We start from the raw sequence: 17,599 nt of genomic DNA on the forward strand, positions 1-17,599 counted from the left end.
ATCCGAACTTGCCCGCGATTTTGGGGCGCGCCACCGCGCCAAGCCAGGCCGAGCCCGTCCTTGGCGCGACGGTGCGCGCGCTCGTCGAGACTCTGACGACGCGCATCGTCTCGCAGGAATACGGAAGCGACGAGCGCCTGCCCTCCGAGCGGCAGCTCGCCCAGGAACTCGGCGTCGCGCGCAACACGGTGCGCGAGGCGCTCGACCAGCTCGAGTTCAAGGGGCTGATCCGTCGCCGCGCGGGCTCGGGCTCCTTCGTCACCTACGACCCGCACGGTTTGAGCGAATCCGCCGCCCCGGTCGCCAACGAGACCGGGCCGCTGCAACTCCAGGTGGTACGCGGCATCCTCGAGCCCGAGATGGTGCGGCTCGCGATCATCTCGATGCCCCCCCGCCAGATCGAGGCGCTCGGTGCCGTGCTGTCGCGGATGGAGGCGGTGCAGGCCGACGCCGGCGCCTTCACGCGCCTGGAGGAGGAGTTTCACCGCCAGATCGCGCTCGGCACCGGCAATCCGCTGCTGATCGCCTGCTACAACCTCGTGATCGACGCGCGCCGCCAGTCCTTCCGCGCGCCGATGTACCGCCGCCACCTGACGCCGAGCCGGATCGCCGCCTACCAGCGCGCCTACAACGCGCTCTTCAACGCGATCGCCGCCCGCGACATCGAGGAGGCGACCGAGTTCATGAAGCTCGCGCTGATCGAGGATCAGAAGCTGCTGACCCAGGCGGACTGAGCGCGCGGGCGCCTCCGCTCAGCGCGGTCCCGCCTCGCGGCCGCGCGCGAGCGAGCGCGCGGTGACCCGCTGGCGCCAGCTCTGGCCCAGTTCCTCGAGATGGCGCTCGAGCAGCGGGCCGTGGCGCTCCAGCCAGCCGAGGACCGAGCCGAAACCGACGATCCGGGCCTTGCCCTCGCGGATCTTCACCACAGGCCAGTCGCCGACGAGCGCGTTCTCGATGCCGAAGATCTCCGCCCCCCACCAGCGCGCCGTGCCGAAGACGTGGCGCATCTCGCGGCCGCGCTTCATCGCGGCGAGGACCGAGACCGGCTCGGTCGTGTCCGCGATCTCGACCGCGTTGTGCCAGAGGTCGAGGATGGAGGCGTATTCCCAGCTGACGGCGGTCCATTCTCCGGGGAAGCGGGCGTTGTAGGCCTCGAAGAAGGCGCGCGGCTGGCGGAAGAAGAAGGCGGTGTCGGCGAGCGCCGGATCGTCGAAATCGGGGAACTGGAAGATGTAGCGTTCCATGAAGCCGGGCGAGGTCCGCGCGATCATCCGGGGGTAGTTGTCGGCCGTGCAGGCCAGGATCGTGCCGCCGAAGCCCCGCGCATACGCGGCCTCGGTCAGCGCCTCCATCACCGGCGGGGCGGAGGAACAGAAGCAGAGCACGTCGGGATCGTCGGCGAGCATCGCCTCGACGATGGTTCCCGGCTCCGGCCGGGCGGGATCGTAGCGGATCTCGCGCGTGATCACGCGCTCCGCCGCCTCCAGGGCCGCGCGATAGGTGGCGAGCGAGGGCAGCCCGAGCCGGTCGGTCTGGCTGCAGAGCGCGATCCGCCGCGCGGCGGGCTCCTCGCGCGCGAGCCATTCCACGCCGGTGACGTTGTAGAGCGGATGCACCTCGGCCGGGGCGATGAGATAGGGCGTATCGGGCGAGAGGTCGGAGGGGAGCAGCGTCGAGACGAGCGCGCGGTGGCCCATCAGGTAGGGCAGGGCCGGCGCGAGGCTGTCGCCGCCGAGCGCGAGGATGATGCGCGCGCGCCGCTCGACGAGATCGCGGGCGGCGCGCAGCGTCGCGCGGGCGCCCCCGGCGCTGTCATGCACGACGAACTCGATCCGCCGCCGCTCGCCGCCGACGAGGATCCCGCCCCGCTCGTTCAGCCAGTCGGCCCAGATCCGGCAGCCGGCGAGGCCGGGGGCGCCCCAGCTCCCCTCGGGACCCGACAGCGGAGCGAGGAATCCGATCCGGACCGGTGGCCGGAGACGCCCCCCGATTCGGGGCAGCGCGCCGGTCACGGCGAGGCGCTGAGCGAAGGAATAGGTGTTCATGCCTTGATGCATAACGCGCCGGAGGTCCGCGGAAACGCGGAAATTTTCGCCAATCGATATTCCTCTGGGAAAAAAATGTTGATTCGCGTTTCCAAGTGGCGCTGAATTGGTTCATGCCGAAAGAACCAGTAAGGGCAACCGGCTCAAACCCACGGGAGGGTGCAACCAGTGAAGAAGCGAGTGGCAGTCATCGGCGCGGGGCCTTCGGGGCTGGCGCAGCTTCGTGCCTTCCAGTCCGCCGCGCAGAAGGGCGCGGAAATCCCGGAGGTCGTCTGCTTCGAAAAGCAGTCGAACTGGGGCGGGCTCTGGAACTACACCTGGCGTACCGGTCTCGATGAAAATGGCGAGCCGGTGCACTGCTCGATGTATCGCTACCTCTGGACGAATGGTCCGAAGGAAGGTCTCGAATTCGCCGACTATTCCTTCGAGGAGCACTTCGGCAAGCAGATCGCGTCCTATCCGCCGCGCGCCGTGATGTTCGACTATATCGAGGGCCGCGTGGAGCGGGCCGGCGTGCGCGACTGGATCCGCTTCTCGACGGTGGTGCGCAACGTCGAATACGAGATGGAGACGGGCGATTTCACCGTCACCGTCCACGATCTCGCCGCCGACCACGTCTACAAGGAGCGGTTCGACCACGTCATCGTCGCCTCCGGTCACTTCTCGACGCCGAACGTTCCCGAATACGAGGGCTTCTCGACCTTCAACGGCCGGATCATCCACGCCCATGACTTCCGCGACGCGCGCGAATTCGCCGGCAAGGACGTGCTCGTCATGGGCTCCTCCTATTCCGCCGAGGACATCGGCTCGCAGTGCTGGAAATACGGCGCGAAGAGCGTGACCTCCTGCTACCGCTCGGCGCCGATGGGCTTCAACTGGCCCGACAACTGGGAGGAGAAGCCGGCGCTCGAGAAGCTCGCGGGCAAGACGGCGATCTTCTCGGACGGGACGGAGAAGGACGTCGACGCGATCATCCTCTGCACCGGCTACAAGCACTATTTCCCGTTCCTGCCGGACGACCTGCGCCTGAAGACCGCGAACCGCCTCGCCGCCGCCGACCTCTACAAGGGCGTGGTCTGGGTCCACAATCCGAAGCTCTTCTACCTCGGCATGCAGGACCAGTGGTTCACCTTCAACATGTTCGACGCCCAGGCCTGGTATGTGCGCGACATCATCATGGACCGTATCGAGGTTCCCGCCGACAAGCAGGCGCTGATGGCCGATGTGCGCGAGCGCGAGGAGCGCGAGGACGCGGGCGAGACGCAGAAATACGCGATCAAGTACCAAGGCGACTACGTCAAGGAACTGATCGCGGAGACGGATTACCCGAGCTTCGACGTCGATGGCGCCTGCGAGGCTTTCTATGAATGGAAGGCGCACAAGGCCGAGGACATCATGGGGTTCCGGAACCACTCCTATCGCTCGGTCATCACCGGGACGATGGCGCCGGCGCATCACACGCCCTGGAAGCTCGCGCTCGACGATTCCATGGCGGCCTATCTCCAGAACTGAGCCGTTCCGCCCGGCCGCGGGGCCGGGCGGTCTCCTCCTGGCGATCCGGAGTCCGAGCCCGATGTCTCTCTCTCCCGAAATCCTGTTCCGCCCGGGGCCGCCGCGCCCCAGCCGGGCGCGCCGTCCCGAAGGCTTCGGCGTCGCCGCGGGCCTCGAGCGCACCGTCGTTCCGGGCGCGGGCGCCGCGCTGGTCGAGATCCGGTCCGGCGACCGGATCGAGATCACGAACGACGAGGGCGGCCAGCGGGGCGAACTGCTCGCGGCCCATCCCGACGGGCGGCTCGATCCCGGCCTTCTCGGCCTCGCGGCCGACACGCCCGCCGACGGGCTGCGCGCGCTGCTCGCGAGCGGCGAGCCGAGCCTCGCGCGGCTCCGCGCCGGGCTCGCGCGGCGCGGGATCGATCTCGGCGGCGCCCGCGCCGTCGGCCTCTTCGGCGCGGCGAGCCCAGCGGGCGAGCGCGTCGAGGCGGTGGCCGCCGGCCCGGGCCTCCTGATCCTCGCCGCGCCGGGCGGTGCGATGGACGCGGAGCGTCAGGACACGGCGACGCCGCTCACGCTCCGGATCACCCGGGCGGCCCCGCGCGCGGCCGGACGCTTCGCGCTGCCCGATCCGCTGGCCGACCGGATCCTCGACCTGCGCGTGAGGTCCGCCACCGCCGAGGCCTATGTCGTCCGGGCGGGCGAGTTCATCCAGATCCTCGACGTCGACGGCCGGCAGTGCACCGACTTCCAGTGCTTCGACGCGCGCAAGCTCGACCGGGGCCTCATCCATCCGCTCGACGTGACGGCGACGCGCACGATCCTCGGCCATGCCTATCCGATGCCGGGGCTGCACGCGAAATACTTCGACCAGGACATGGCGCCGCTGGTCGAGGTCATCCAGGACACCTGCGGCCGCCACGACGCCTTCGCGATGGCCTGCGCCGCGAAATACTACGACGACATCGGCTATCCCGGGCATGCCAACTGCTCGGACAATTTCAACGCCGCGCTGGCGCCCTACGGCGTCGATCCTCGGCCGGGCTGGATGGCTGCGAACTTCTTCTTCAACACCGGCATCGACGCCCATGGCGTCATGTATACCGACGAGCCCTGGTCGCGGCCGGGCGATTACGTGCTGCTTCGCGCGCTGACCGACGTGGTCTGCGTCTCCTCCGCCTGCCCGGACGACACGACGCCCGCGAACGGCTGGACCCTCACCGACATCCATGTCCGGAGCTACGCCGTGACCGAGACCTTCCAGCGCGCCACCGCCTGGCGGCCCACCCCCGAGGCGGAACCCTTCATGACGCGCGAAAGCGCCTTCCACGCCGATTTCGCCGAACTCACCCGGGATTTCGTCGAGTACCGCGGATTCTGGCTGCCGAATTCCTTCCCCGGCACCGATCCCGTCGAGAGCTACTGGGCCTGCCGCGAGGGGGTCGTGGCGATGGACCTCTCGGCGCTGCGCAAGTTCGAGGTCACGGGGCCCGATTCCGAGGCGCTGCTGAACTGGGTGCTGACCCGCGACGTCGAGAAGCTCGGCGTCGGCCAGGTGGTCTATTCGGCGATGTGCCACCCGCATGGCGGCATGATCGACGATGGCACGCTGTTCCGGCTCGGGCCGAGCAATTTCCGCTGGATCGGCGGCTCGGACGAGGGCGGGGTCTGGATGCGGGAGCAGGCGGCGGCGCTCGGGCTCAACGTGATGATCCGCTCCTCCACCGATCAACTGCACAATCTCGCAGTGCAGGGGCCGAAATCGCGCGCGCTGATGAGCGAGATCGTCTGGACCCCGCCGCATCAGCCCGCCGTGGCGGAACTCGGCTGGTTCCGCTTCACCGTCGGCCGGATCGGCGGGCCTCGGGGCGTCCCGGTCGTGGTCTCGCGCACCGGCTATACCGGCGAACTCGGCTACGAGATCTTCTGCCACCCGAGGCACGGGCGCGAGGTCTTCGCCGCCGTCCGGACGGCGGGCGAGCCGCTCGGTCTCCGGCCGATGGGCCTCGCCGGACTCGATCTCGTCCGGATCGAGGCGGGGCTGGTCTTCGCCGGCTACGATTTCTCCGATCAGACCGACCCGTTCGAGGCGGGGGTGGGCTTCACCGTGCCGCTCAAGTCCAAGGCCGCCGATTTCGTCGGCCGCGCGGCGCTCCAGCGCCGCAAGGACCACCCCGCGCGCCGCTTCGTCGGCCTCGAGATCGAGGGGCGGGAGCCGGTCGGCCACGGCGATTGCCTGCGCGTCGGCCGGGCCCAGGTCGGCGAGATCTGCTCGGCGATGCGTTCGCCCCGCACGGGCCGGATGATCGCGCTCGCCCGCGTCGACATCGCCCATGCCGAGCCCGGCACGGCGCTCGAGGTCGGCCGGCTCGACGGACATATCAAGCGGATCGCCGCCGAGGTGACCCCCTTCCCGCATTACGACCCGAAGAAGGAACGCCCCCGGTCCTGAGGGGCGCGGAGTTTCAACAGGGTCCGCCCCGGGGCGGACGGAGGACAAGGAAGAGAAGCATGACGGCATCGTGGCGATTTTCCGCTCTGGCGGCGCGGCACCGGGCGCTCGGCTCGGCGCTGGAGGACTGGAGCGGCATGGGGACCGCCTGGAGCTACGAGAAGGACCAGCTCGAGGAATATCTGGCGATCCGCACCCGCGCCGGCGTGATGGACGTCTCGGGGCTGAAGAAGATCCACATCATCGGCCCGCACGCGAGCCATGTGATCGACCGCGCGGTGACGCGCGACGTCGAGAAGATCAAGCCCGGCCGCTCGACCTATGCCTGCATGCTGAACGACGCGGGCAAGTTCGTCGACGACTGCGTGGTCTACCGGATGGGGCCGCACAGCTTCATGGTGGTGCACGGCTCGGGCCAGGGGCATGAGCAGATCACCCGCGCCGCGATGGGGCGCAACGTCTCGGTGCTCTTCGACGACGACCTGCACGACATCTCGCTGCAGGGCCCGCTCGCCGTCGACTATCTCGAGAAGCACGTGCCGGGCATCCGCGACGTGGTCTATTTCAGCCATATCCACACCACGCTCTTCGGCAAGCCGGTGACGATCTCGCGCACGGGCTATACCGGCGAGCGCGGCTACGAGATCTTCTGCCGGCGGCAGGACGCGGAAACGATCTGGGACACGATCGTCTCCGAGGGCGCGGCGATGGGGATCATCCCGACCCGTTTCACCACGCTCGACCTGCTGCGGGCCGAGAGCTACCTGCTCTTCTTCCCCTACGACAATTCGGAGAAGTATCCTTTCCCCGACGAGCCGCATGGCGACACGCTCTGGGAACTCGGGCTCGACTTCACCGTCTCGCCCGGCAAGACCGGCTTCCGGGGCGCGGAGGAGCATTACCGGCTGAAGGGCAAGGAGCGCTTCAAGATCTACGGCGTGAAGCTCCGGGGCACCGAGGCCGCGGTCGAAGGCGCGCCGATCCTGAAGGACGGCCGCGAGGTCGGCGTGGTCACGATCGGCTTCTACTCGCCGCTCAACGACCACAACGTCGGCATCGCCCGCATGCCGGTCGATTGCGCGGTCGAGGGCACGCCGCTCACGATCCGCAACCCCGACGGCGACATCGAGGCCATCGCGCATCCGATGCCCTTCTACGATCCCGACAAGCTGCGCCGCACGGCGAAGGGCTGAGGCCCGGGTCGCGCGCCAAGGAGGCGACATGCCAGCTACGAAGTTCTCGCCGTCGATCACCAGCCGCCCGGTCTATCCCGGGCTGGTCTCGCGGGGTGCCGCGCCGAGCCTGATGGTCGCGGACGCCGAGGGCGCGGAGGCGCTGATCGACCTCGTGGAGCGCGACCCCGCCGTGCTCGACGCGGCCCATATCGTCTACGTGCCGGCGGGGGCGCCCTTCGGGGCGCGCCTGTCGGCGCTCGGCGCCCGGCTCTGTCACGAGGCGCCGAGCCTTTCCGCCGCGCTGCCCCGGATCCGCGCCGCGCTCGCCGAGGCGCGGATGGGCTTCCAGCTCTATCTCGCCGGGACCGAGGGGCTGATCGGACGGGTCGCCGCCGAGGCGGTCTCGGCGGGCCTGCCGCTCGATGCGATCCAGAGCGAACATCGCGGCTCGATCGCCCGGCGGATGCAATGCGTCCATTGCAAGGGGATCACCGAGGATGTCGCCACCGACCCGTTCGTCTGCGCCCATTGCGGGCTGACGCTCTTCGTGCGCGACCACTATTCCCGCCGGCTCGGCGCCTTCCAGGGCGTCTGCGTCGACGCCGAGACGCCGGGGATCGTGCCGGCGAGCCAGGAGATCCGCCCATGACCGCGCTGACGCTGCGCGTGGCCGCGAAGGAGCCGCTGACGCCGCTCGTGACCCGGTTCCGCTTCGAGCATCCCGAGGGCGCGCGCCTGCCGCTCTTCTCCGGCGGCGCCCATGTCGTCGTGGAGATGACGGATGGCAACCAGCTCCGGCGCAACGCCTATTCGCTGATCTCGGACCCGAACGACGGTTCCGGCTACGAGATCGCGGTGCGGCGCGAGGACGCGGGCCGGGGCGGGTCGCGCTTCATGCACGGCCGGGTCGCCGCGGGCGACCTGATCCGGGTGGGCGCGCCCGTCAACCTGTTCTCGCTCGACCTGCGGGCGCGCAAGCACCTGATGATCGCCGGCGGCATCGGCGTCACGCCCTTCCTCGCGCAGATCCGCCAGCTCGACCGGCTCGGCCAGCCCTACGAGCTGCGCTACGCCGCGCGCTCGCGCGCCGAGGCGGCGGGGCTGCGGCTGCTGCCGAGGAGCCCGCGGGTGCATGTGCATATCTCGGACGAGGGCGGGCGGATGGATCTCGGCGGCCTGCTCGCCGGCCAGCCGCTCGGCACGCATGTCTATACCTGCGGGCCGGAGGGGCTGATCGCCGCGGTCGAGGAGACCGCCGCCCGGCTGCGCTGGCCGAGGGCGGCGCTGCATTCGGAGGCCTTCCTCGCGCCGCCGCCGGGCCGGCCCTTCACCGTCCGCCTCGCGCGATCGGGGATCACGATCGAGGTCGGCCCGCACGAGAGCCTGCTGGAGGCGATCGAGGCGGCGGGCGTCGACGCGCCCTGGCTCTGCCGGGGCGGCGCCTGCGGCCAGTGCGAGACCGCCGTCCTCTCCTGCCGGGGCGAGATCGAGCATCACGACCACTGGCTGGACGCCGGAGATCGCGCCTCGCGAACCAAGATCATGCCCTGCGTGTCGCGTTTCGCAGGCGAAGAGCTCATCCTCGACCGATAGGGGACTGCCATGACCATCCGCTTCAACGAAGAGACCTTCCGCGACGACTACACCTTCTACAATTCACCCCAGGCGATCCGACGCTTCCCGTTCCCCTTCGACCGCGACGACTACATGTATTCGGTCAACATGGAGCCGCACGCGGGCGGGCCGGAGGGCAGCGTCTTCGAGCGGCGCTTCGACGTCGACGAGCATTACGTGGCCGAGATGCGCGACCGGGCGATCACGCTCGACGAGGATCCGCTGCGCTGCCAGTCGCTGCCGCACATGGAGCTCGCGGGCTGGGACCTGCTCGAGCTCATCATGACCTGCAAGGCCGAGGATTACCCCGACCTCTTCGAACTCCGTCGCGACGGCGACCAGTGGCACTGGATCAACCGCCCGCTCGGGATCGAGCAGCGCTTCACCTTCCTCGACGCCGGGACGCTGCCGCATGGGCCGATGGAATACATCACCCGCCAGACCCAGGGCGATTTCGCCGTGCTCGACCAGCGCGAGGGCAATCTCTGGATGGACGCCGGCATGGTGACGAGCCAGGCCGACTGGAGCCTCGACTTCGACATCGGCATGAACTTCTTCGAATGGCACGCGCCGGTGCCGAAGGCGCACGAGATGGGAATCTTCCAGCGCGCGCTGAAATTCCTGATGAACGTCCAGCAGGGCGCGCCGTCGCGGCGGCTGAACTGGACGATGACGGTGAACCCGCGCCTCGATACCAGCCCCGAGAACTACCACAAGTGGGGCCCCGAGAAGCGCGAACTCACGCCGGAGAACGTGGGCGCGAAGCAGTATCTCAGGGTCGAGCTGCAGAGCTTCTGGCGGCTGCCGCGGTCGAACGCGCTCGCCTTCCCGATCCGCTGCTACCTGATCGCGCTCGAGGATCTGGTGAGCGTGCCGAAATGGGGCCGCCGCCTGCACCGGGTGCTGCGCGACCTGCCGGACGAGCTGGCCGAATACAAGGGCTTCGCCGTCAACCGGCCGCTGATCGTCGACTACCTCGCCCGGTTCGACGACGGCGCGCCGACCTCGCCGGGGATCTATCCGGACTGACCATTCCCGGAAGGCGCCCGCCGGCGCCTTCGCCGATCGCGGGTCAGCGGCCGGGGCATCGCTCCGGCCGAGGGGCCCGGCCGTGCCCGCGCCACCAGCCCATCCTCAGAGAGAAGGGACAGAACACCCCATGACCCACAGCCTGGACGCCGGAATGACCGCCGGCACGCAACAACAGGGCAGCATGATCCGCGCGCTCGACTGGAAGGGCGCCTTCTGGGTGGCGGCGGGCGTGCCGCCGCTCGTGCTCTTCTCGATCGGGGGCATCGCCGGCACCACGGGCAAGCTCGCCTTCATGGTCTGGATCATCTCGATGACGATGGGCTTCCTGCAGTCCTTCACCTACGCCGAGATCGCCGGCATGTTCGGCAACAAGTCCGGAGGCGCCTCGGTCTACGGCGCCACCGCGTGGCTGAGGTATTCGAAATTCGTCGCGCCGCTCTCGGTCTGGTGCAACTGGTTCGCCTGGTCGCCGGTGCTCTCGCTCGGCTGCGCGATCGCGGCGGGCTACATCCTGAACGCGCTCTTCCCGATCCCGTCCGAGACCGCCCCCGCCGTGCTCGCCTGGGTCCAGGCCCACGCCGGCGCGATCGCCGCCGACAGCCCGCGCGTCCTGGAATACCTCGGCGCGCACGCGGGCGCGACGCCGGACCAGGCGATCCAGGCGCTGCTCACCCAGGACGCGGTCGCCACGCTCACGCCCGTGATCCGGACCTGGTCGCTCACCTCCTTCGAGATCCCCTACCTCGCCACCGCGCATGTCAACGCGACCTTCTTCATCGGCGCCTCGCTGATGCTGATCATCTTCGCGATCCAGCACCGGGGCATCGAGGGCACGGCCAGCGTGCAGAAGTGGCTCGCGATCGCCGTGCTCGTGCCGCTGCTCTTCATCGGCCTCTGGCCGATCCTGACCGGCCAGATCGATTCCGCCAATGTCACCAGCCTCGTGCCGCCGACCGCCGCCTATTCCGGCGAGAACGGGAGCTGGAGCGTCGGCGGCTGGACGCTGTTCCTCGGCGGGCTCTACATCGCCGCCTGGTCGACCTACGGGTTCGAGACCGCCGTGTGCTACACGCGCGAGCTCAGGGATCCGGCGCGCGACACGTTCAAGGCCATCGTCTACTCCGGCCTCGCCTGCTGCCTGTTCTTCTTCATCGTGCCCTTCACCTTCCAGGGCGTGCTCGGCCTCGACGGCATGCTCCAGCCGGGCATCGTCGACGGCACCGGCGTCGCCGAGGCGCTCGGCGGGCTGATCGGCGCGGGCCGGATCGTGACACAGCTTCTCGTCGTGCTGATGATCCTCGCGCTCTTCCTCGCGATCATGACCGCGATGGCGGGCTCCTCGCGCACGCTTTACCAGGGCTCCAAGGACGGCTGGCTGCCGAAATACCTCGACCACGTGAACGAGAACGGCGCGCCGACGCGGGCGATGTGGACGGATTTCGCCTTCAACCTCTTCCTGCTCGCCATCGCCTCCGACGCCGGCGGCTACTTCTTCGTCCTCGCCGTCTCCAACGTCGGCTACATCATCTTCAACTTCCTCAACCTCAACTCGGGCTGGATCCACCGGATGGACTCGGGCCATGTCGCGCGGCCGTGGAAGGCGCCGACCTGGCTCATCGGGCTCAACACGGTGCTCGCCTTCGTCAACGCCGTCTTCCTCGGCGCCGGCGCCAAGGTCTGGGGCTATTCCAACGCGCTCTGGGTCGGCTTCGCCCTCGCCTTCATGATCCTGCCGGTCTTCTGCTTCCGCCATTACGTCCGCGACAGGGGCGTCTTCCCGCCCGAGGCGCTCGAGGACCTCGGCCTCGTCGGCCAGGACATGGGCGTGAAACGCGCCGGCATCCTGCCCTATCTCGCCCTCATCCTCGGGCTCGGGATCGTCATCTTCGCGAACTGGTTCTTCCAGCTTCCCGCCTGAGCCGACCCGACCCTCTCACGCGCCGCCGGACAATGCGCCGGCGGCGCGCGACGCTTGCGCGGCGCGGCGGGATGTAGCATGATCGGCTACACCTTCGGAGGACGAGCCTTTGACCACGTCGCGCAACCCCAGCATCTCGCTGTCCGATCAGCACCGCCGGCTGGTCGACGATCTGGTGGCGGCGGGCCGCTATCAGGGCGTGTCGGAGGTGGTCCGGGAGGGGCTGCGGCTGCTCGAGGATCGCGAGGCGCGCCGCGCCCGGGCGCTGGCCGAGATCGACGCCGTGGTGCGCGAGGGGGTCGAGAGCGGCTCGGCGGGGGCGATGGATCTGGACGCCATCGTGGCCGAGGCGGAACGGCGGGCGCGCCGGATCCCCTGATGCCGCGCATCCTGCGTACCAACGCGGCGACGGAGGATCTCGTCGAGATCCTCGCGCGGGCGGCGGGCCGGGGCGGCGATCTCCTGGCGCGGCGCCGCGCGGCCTTCGAGCGTGTGCTGGCGCTCCTCGCCGAGAACCCCCGCATGGGCGCGCGCCGCCTGCCCGGACATCCCGAGGTGCGGGTCTTTCCCTGCGACCGCTTCCTGATCTTCTACCGGCCGCTCGCCGCCGGCGACGGGATCGACGTGCTGCGCGTCCGGCCGGCGTCGAGCGACTGGCTCGACGCGCTGGAGATCCCGCTTCCCTGAGGCTGCCGCTCAGGGCGCGGAGCCGAGCGGCCGGAGTTCCTGGAACACGGTCGGAAGCAGTTCGGAAACCGTCGGGTGGATATGGACCGCCCGGGCGATCGTCTCGACCGGGGCGCGGGCATAGATCAGGTCGATGATCGCATGGACCGCCTCGTCCCCCTCGACGCCGAGGATCGCGGCGCCGAGGATCTCGCGGGTATCGGCATCGGCGAGCACCTTGATGAAGCCCCGGGTCTCGCCCTTCTCGACCGCCCGGCTGACCCGCGTCATCGGCCGTGTCCCGACCAGCACCCGGCGGCCAGAGGCACGCGCCTCCGTCTCGGACATGCCGGCGCGGCCGAGCGGCGGATCGGTATAGAGCGCGTAGGCGGGCAGCCGGTCCGTCACCGCGCGATTTCCACCGTCGAGCAGGTTCGCCGCCACGATCTCGTAGTCGTTGTAGGCGGTATGGGTGAAAGCGCCGCGCCCGTTGCATTCTCCGAGCGCCCAGATCCCCGGAACCCGCGTCGCGAGGCGCTCGTCGACCGGTATGTAGCCGCGCCGGTCGGTCGCGAGCCCGACGGTATCGAGCCCGAGGTCGTCGGTATGGGGCTGGCGCCCCATCGCGACCAGAACATGGGTCCCGATCTCCTCCGGCGCGCCCCGGGCGCAATCCACATGGACCGCGACCCCGCCCTCCGCCCTCGCGAAGCGGATGCATTCCGCGTCGAGGCGCGGCCGGATGCCCTCGGCTTCGAGGATGCCCCGCACGGCCTCCGAGACATCCGGATCCTCGCGCCCGATGAGCCGCCCGCTCTTCTCGACGATCGTCACCTCGGACCCGAGGCGGCGGAAGGCCTGGGCGAATTCGAGCCCGACATAGCCGCCACCCACGACGACGAGATGTTCCGGCAGCGTATCGAGATCGAGGATCCCGACATTGTCGAGCACCGGTACGTCGCGGATGCCCGGCAGATCGGGCAGCGCCGCCCGCGCGCCGACATCGAGAAAGATCCGCTCGGTCGCAAGCAGCCGGCCGCCGACCTCGACCCTGCCCGGACCGGCGAGCCGCGCGTGGCCCTCGATCAGCGTGAGCCCCGCCACGCCCGCGAGCCAGTCGGCGAGGTCGCGGCGATGGCGCGGACGGCGGCCATGTCGGCGGAGACGGGTCCGGCCGCGACGCCGAATTCCGCCGCGCGCCGCGCCATCGCCGCGACCTTCGCGCTCGCGATCAGCGCCTTGGTCGGGCGGCAGCCGGTGTTGACGCAGGTGCCGCCGACGAAGCGCCGCTCGATCAGCGCGACGCGCCGCCCGGTCCCCGCCAGCCGCGCGGCGAGCGAGGGGCCGGCCTGCCCGGCGCCGATCACCACGTCGTCGAATGGCTCCCCGGTCACGCGAGCGCCACGACGGCGAGGGCGAGGAGGATGGCCGCGGCGTCCTCGAGAAACGCGGCCGGCCGGTCCGATCCGAAGGCCGAGGCGAGCGCGCCCCGGACCGCCGCGCCGCCCAGGGTGCCGAGCACGGCGCCGAGGCTTCCGGCGAGAAGACCGGGGATGGCGCTCCCGGCCAGCGCGCCGAGCGCGGCGCCCGAGAAGCCGCCGCTCAGGATCCGCGCGCCGAACTGCGGCGGCACCTTCCGGCTCGGCGTCGTCGGCAACTGGTCGGTCACGAATTCGACCAGCGCGAGAGCCGAGAGGATCAGCACGGCCCAGCCCGAGGCGAGGAAGGAGGCCCAGGTTGGCGCGAGATCGATCCAGCCGAGCCATCCAGCCCAGGCGAGCGCCGCGGGCGCCGTCATCGCGCGCGATCCGGCGACGATGCCGATCAGCAGGGACAGAAGAACGCTCATCCGATTCTCCAGAAGCAGACGCGGAGCGCAGCCTAGCACGTGGGCGGCGCCACGCGCGCCTTTTCCGAGCCGGACGCGGCGGGGGCCACGGGGGGATTGACGGAAGGCGTTCCGCGCCATATATCACGGCTCTCTTATAGATAGCATGCTAACATTAAGCGCACCATGAAACCCGATCCGACCCCGTCCGAATTCCTGGAGACCCTGACCAAGGTGAGCCGGAAGATCCGCACCGCCTTCGATCAGCGGGTGACGGAGCAGGGGCTCACCTATCCGCGCGCCCGCGTCCTCTTCCGCCTGATCCGGAAGCAGAACGTCACGCAGCGCGAGCTCGCCTGCGAACTGGAGCTGGAGCAGGCCACCCTGGTGCGCCTGCTCGACCGGATGGCGGAGAACGGTCTGATCGAGCGCCGGCCGGATCCGGGCGACCGCCGCGCCAAACTCGTCGCGCTGACCGACCACGGCCGGGAACAGGCCGAGGTGGTGAGCGCGATCGCCGGCCGGATGCGCGAGGAGATCTTCCGCGGTTTCGATCCGGATGAGCTGAGATCCGCCCTCGGGGTGCTGGAGCGCCTCTGGGCCAATCTCGCCGAGCCCGAGGTGGCCGATGTCTCCGCGTGACGAGATCGGCCCGGCCGCCGCGCCCGCGAGCACCGCCGTCCCGGCGCCGGCGGCGCCGCCTCCGTTCACGCCGAAGCCCCCGCTGCTCGTGTTCGCCTACGCGCTCGCCTCGGTGACCGCCGCGATCACGCAGGGGCTCGGCACGAGCCTCGTCTCCGCGAACCTCGCCCAGATCGCGGGACCGCTCCAGGCGACGCAGACCGAGGCCTCCTGGCTGATGGCCGCCTATCTCATCCCGAACGTCAGCCTGAGCCTGATCCTCTACAAGCTCCGGACCCAGTACGGCATCCGGAACTTCTGCGAGATCGCGATCATCCCCTACGTGCTGGTGAGCCTCGCTCATCTCTGGGTCACGGATTTCCGCGTCGCCATCGCGCTGCGCTTCTTCGCGGGCGCGGCGGCGGCGCCGATCGCCTCGGTGGCCTTTCTCTACATGCTGGAAATCTTCCCGCCGCGGATGAAACTCAACATCGGGCTCTGCCTCGCGTTGATCGGCATCGGGCTCGCGACCCCGGTCGCGGGGCTCATCTCCCCCTCGCTGCTCGACGCGCGGGATCTCCGCGGGCTCTACCTGCTGGAACTGGGCCTCGCGCTCGTCACCTTCGGCTTCATCTACCTGCTGCCGCTCGCCTCGCCGCCGCGGCAGAAGGTCATCTCGGCCCTCGACGTCCTCGACTACCTCCTCTTCGCCACGGCGATGGGATGTCTCGCCGTCTTCTTCACCATGGGCCGGATCTACTGGTGGGTGGAGGCCGACTGGCTCGCCTGGGTGCTGATCGCCGCGATCGCCTCCGGCACGCTCGTCGCGATGATCGAGCTGAACCGCCGCCAGCACCTGATCGACGTGCGCTGGATCACCTCGCGCGAGATCATCCATTTCACCGGGATCCTGCTCGTCTTCCGGATCCTGCTCAGCGAGCAATCCTCCGGCGCGATCAGCTTCCTGCGCCAGCTCGGCCTGCAGAACGGGCAGATGGCGGGCCTCTACTGGGCGATCCTCGCCACCAGCGTCGTCTCCGGCCTCGTCTGCGCCGCGGTCATGAAGCCGGGCCGGGAGGCGGCGATCCATCTCGCCGCCCTCGTCATGATCGCGCTCGGCGCCTGGCTCGACAGCCATTCGACCGCGCTGACCCGGCCGCGGGAAATGTATCTGAGCCAGGCCATCATGGCCTTCGGCAGCGGCCTCTTCCTGCCGCCCGCGATGGCGGTCGGCTTCTCGGCGGCGCTGTCGAAGGGCCTCTCCTATGTCGTGAGCTTCTTCGCCGTCTTCCTCTTCACCCAGAAGGTCGGGGCGTTCATCGGCAGCGCGCTCTTCGGGACCTTCGTCACTTGGCGCGAGCAGTTCCATTCCGCGATGCTGACCGCCCGGCTCGACGCGACCGACCCGCTCGTCGCGGCGCGGCTCGCGGGCTACGCGGGCGCCTATGCGCGGGTCACGCCGGACGCCGTCCAGCGCGCCGCCGAGGGCGCGAGCCTTCTCGCCGGGCAGGTCCGGCGGGAGGCCTATGTGCTCGCCTATGACGATGCCTTCCGCGCGATCTTCCTTCTCGCCCTCGCCGCCATCGCGCTTCTCCTGCTCGACCTCGCCTGGACCCATCGCCACCGCTTCGCGCCGCGCGCTCTCCGGAGCCCGATGCCGCCCGAAGGATCCGACAGAACCGGAACAGCCGCATGAAACCGATCTTCCGTTCCATCGCCACCTACGTCGCCTTCCTCGTCGGCGCCTGCGGCGTGCTCGTCGTGCTCTACGCCTGGGGGCTGCCGCCCTTCCGGGGCTCGATGTCGACGACGACCGACGCCTATGTCCGGGGCCAGGTGACGATCCTCGGCCCGCGGCTCGCCGGCTACCTGAGCGAGGTGCCGGCGCAGGACTACCAGCGGGTCCACAAGGGCGATCTCATCGCGCGGATCGACGATGCCATCTACGTCCAGAAGCTCGAACAGGCGCGCGCGGCGCTCGCCACCGCCGAGGCCGCGCTGGCCAATTCGGAACAGAGCCGGAAGTCGGCCGAGGCGAAGATCGCCTCCGCCAAGGCGGTGATCGAGAGCGCGAGGGCGGCCTTCGAGGCCGCCGGCACCACCAATGCCCGCGTCGCGAGCCTGCTCGCCAAGCATATCGCGAGCCAGAGCGACGCGGATGCGAGCCGGGCCACCTACGATCAGGCCCGGGCCGCCGTCCACGAGGCCGAGGCCGCCGAGCAGGTCGCGGAGCAGGATCTGAACGCCATCGTCGTGGGCCGCCGCTCCCTCGAGGCGGCCGTCGAAGGCGCGAAGGCCTCGGTCCGCCTCGCCGAGATCGACCTGGCGAACACCCGGATCACCGCGCCCCAGGACGGCACTCTCGGCGAGGTCACGGGCCGCGTCGGCCAGTACGTCTCGGTCGGTACGCAGATCGGCTCGGTCGTGCCCGACCGCGTCTGGGTGGTGGCCAATTTCAAGGAGACGCAGCTCGGCGGGCTCCGCCCCGGCGCCGCGGTGGATTTCACCGTCGACGCGCTCGGCGGCGCGCGCCTCACCGGCCGGATCGAACGGTTCGCGCCCGCCACCGGATCGGAATTCTCCGTGATCAAGGCCGACAATGCGACCGGCAACTTCACCAAGGTCGCGCAGCGCATCCCGGTCCGCGTCGCCATCGACCCGGGCCAGCCGCTGACCGAAAGCCTCGTTCCCGGCATGTCCGTCGTCGTCGGCGCGCGGGTCGCGGGCGGCGGCGCGGCGCTGGCCGGAACGCGCTGA

The 17,599-nt window shown here is 69.9% G+C and carries 17 protein-coding genes; 13 read left to right on the top strand and 4 right to left on the bottom strand.

Translation table 11 applies throughout. The annotated features are described in order from the left end of the window. The first annotated feature begins 8 nt into the window (after positions 1 to 8). Positions 9 to 734, top strand: coding sequence for a FadR/GntR family transcriptional regulator (locus FJM51_RS08525; RefSeq protein ID WP_233713052.1), 726 nt, complete (start codon positions 9 to 11; stop codon positions 732 to 734). Positions 735 to 752: 18 nt separating this feature from the next. Here FJM51_RS08525 and FJM51_RS08530 read toward each other — a convergent pair whose 3' ends face one another. Further along, positions 753 to 2,045, bottom strand: a complete 1,293-nt coding sequence (locus FJM51_RS08530; RefSeq protein WP_140453701.1) for an ABC transporter substrate-binding protein — start codon at positions 2,043 to 2,045, stop codon at positions 753 to 755. 168 nt (positions 2,046 to 2,213) lie between these two features. Here FJM51_RS08530 and FJM51_RS08535 point away from each other — a divergent pair, with 168 nt between their 5' ends. The 9 genes from FJM51_RS08535 to FJM51_RS08575 all read left to right on the top strand — a co-directional run bounded on the left by FJM51_RS08535 (position 2,214) and on the right by FJM51_RS08575 (position 12,414). Continuing rightward, on the top strand, positions 2,214 to 3,557 hold the full coding sequence (locus FJM51_RS08535) for a trimethylamine monooxygenase (protein ID WP_140453702.1): 1,344 nt from the start codon (positions 2,214 to 2,216) through the stop codon (positions 3,555 to 3,557). A 61-nt stretch (positions 3,558 to 3,618) separates the two neighbouring features. Beyond that, positions 3,619 to 5,988: a trimethylamine N-oxide demethylase gene (locus tag FJM51_RS08540; RefSeq protein ID WP_140453703.1), complete on the top strand. Its 2,370-nt coding sequence runs from the start codon at positions 3,619 to 3,621 to the stop codon at positions 5,986 to 5,988. A gap of 59 nt (positions 5,989 to 6,047) precedes the next feature. Further along, positions 6,048 to 7,181: an aminomethyl transferase family protein gene (locus FJM51_RS08545; protein WP_140453704.1), complete on the top strand. Its 1,134-nt coding sequence runs from the start codon at positions 6,048 to 6,050 to the stop codon at positions 7,179 to 7,181. Positions 7,182 to 7,209: 28 nt separating this feature from the next. Further along, positions 7,210 to 7,812, top strand: a complete 603-nt coding sequence (locus FJM51_RS08550) for a dimethylamine monooxygenase subunit DmmA family protein (RefSeq protein ID WP_140453705.1) — start codon at positions 7,210 to 7,212, stop codon at positions 7,810 to 7,812. Further along, entirely contained in the window at positions 7,809 to 8,756 is a 948-nt protein-coding gene (locus tag FJM51_RS08555) for a PDR/VanB family oxidoreductase (protein ID WP_140453706.1), read from the top strand. Before FJM51_RS08550 ends, FJM51_RS08555 begins: the two co-directional genes overlap by 4 nt. A 9-nt stretch (positions 8,757 to 8,765) precedes the next feature. After that, the gene (locus FJM51_RS08560; RefSeq protein WP_140453707.1) at positions 8,766 to 9,806 is read left to right on the top strand and encodes a heme-dependent oxidative N-demethylase family protein; all 1,041 of its coding nucleotides are present in this window, start codon (positions 8,766 to 8,768) and stop codon (positions 9,804 to 9,806) included. Between the two features lie 130 nt (positions 9,807 to 9,936). Continuing rightward, entirely contained in the window at positions 9,937 to 11,727 is a 1,791-nt protein-coding gene (locus FJM51_RS08565; protein ID WP_140453708.1) for a trimethylamine N-oxide permease, read from the top strand. Positions 11,728 to 11,836: 109 nt separating this feature from the next. Beyond that, positions 11,837 to 12,106: a type II toxin-antitoxin system ParD family antitoxin gene (locus tag FJM51_RS08570; RefSeq protein ID WP_140453709.1), complete on the top strand. Its 270-nt coding sequence runs from the start codon at positions 11,837 to 11,839 to the stop codon at positions 12,104 to 12,106. Next, positions 12,106 to 12,414, top strand: coding sequence for a type II toxin-antitoxin system RelE/ParE family toxin (locus FJM51_RS08575; RefSeq protein WP_140453710.1), 309 nt, complete (start codon positions 12,106 to 12,108; stop codon positions 12,412 to 12,414). Before FJM51_RS08570 ends, FJM51_RS08575 begins: the two co-directional genes overlap by 1 nt. A gap of 9 nt (positions 12,415 to 12,423) precedes the next feature. Here the strand turns inward: FJM51_RS08575 and FJM51_RS24680 are convergent, their stop codons facing one another. The 3 genes from FJM51_RS24680 to FJM51_RS24110 are packed head-to-tail and all read right to left on the bottom strand — an operon-like array spanning position 12,424 to position 14,242. After that, positions 12,424 to 13,497: a mercuric reductase gene (locus tag FJM51_RS24680; protein ID WP_210240231.1), complete on the bottom strand. Its 1,074-nt coding sequence runs from the start codon at positions 13,495 to 13,497 to the stop codon at positions 12,424 to 12,426. After that, positions 13,479 to 13,787 (bottom strand): FAD-dependent oxidoreductase, encoded by a 309-nt coding sequence (locus FJM51_RS24685; RefSeq protein WP_210240232.1) that lies wholly within the window; start codon positions 13,785 to 13,787, stop codon positions 13,479 to 13,481. Before FJM51_RS24685 ends, FJM51_RS24680 begins: the two co-directional genes overlap by 19 nt. Further along, a complete protein-coding gene (locus FJM51_RS24110; protein WP_210240233.1) occupies positions 13,784 to 14,242 on the bottom strand; it encodes a hypothetical protein in 459 nt (152 codons plus the stop codon). Before FJM51_RS24110 ends, FJM51_RS24685 begins: the two co-directional genes overlap by 4 nt. 165 nt (positions 14,243 to 14,407) lie before the next feature. Here FJM51_RS24110 and FJM51_RS08585 point away from each other — a divergent pair, with 165 nt between their 5' ends. Genes FJM51_RS08585 through FJM51_RS08595 form a run of 3 tightly spaced genes read left to right on the top strand, consistent with a single transcriptional unit; the run spans position 14,408 to position 17,599 of the window. After that, positions 14,408 to 14,863 carry a MarR family winged helix-turn-helix transcriptional regulator gene (locus tag FJM51_RS08585; RefSeq protein ID WP_140453711.1) on the top strand — a complete coding sequence of 152 codons (456 nt, stop codon included), beginning with the start codon at positions 14,408 to 14,410 and terminating at the stop codon, positions 14,861 to 14,863. Then, complete coding sequence (locus FJM51_RS08590; RefSeq protein WP_140453712.1) at positions 14,850 to 16,538, top strand: MFS transporter; 1,689 nt, start codon at positions 14,850 to 14,852, stop codon at positions 16,536 to 16,538. The genes FJM51_RS08585 and FJM51_RS08590 overlap by 14 nt, the downstream gene beginning before the upstream one ends. Further along, positions 16,535 to 17,599 (top strand): HlyD family secretion protein, encoded by a 1,065-nt coding sequence (locus FJM51_RS08595; protein ID WP_140453713.1) that lies wholly within the window; start codon positions 16,535 to 16,537, stop codon positions 17,597 to 17,599. The genes FJM51_RS08590 and FJM51_RS08595 overlap by 4 nt, the downstream gene beginning before the upstream one ends.

This window comes from Amaricoccus solimangrovi (assembly GCF_006385685.1).
Taxonomy (GTDB): Bacteria; Pseudomonadota; Alphaproteobacteria; order Rhodobacterales; family Rhodobacteraceae; genus Amaricoccus; species Amaricoccus solimangrovi.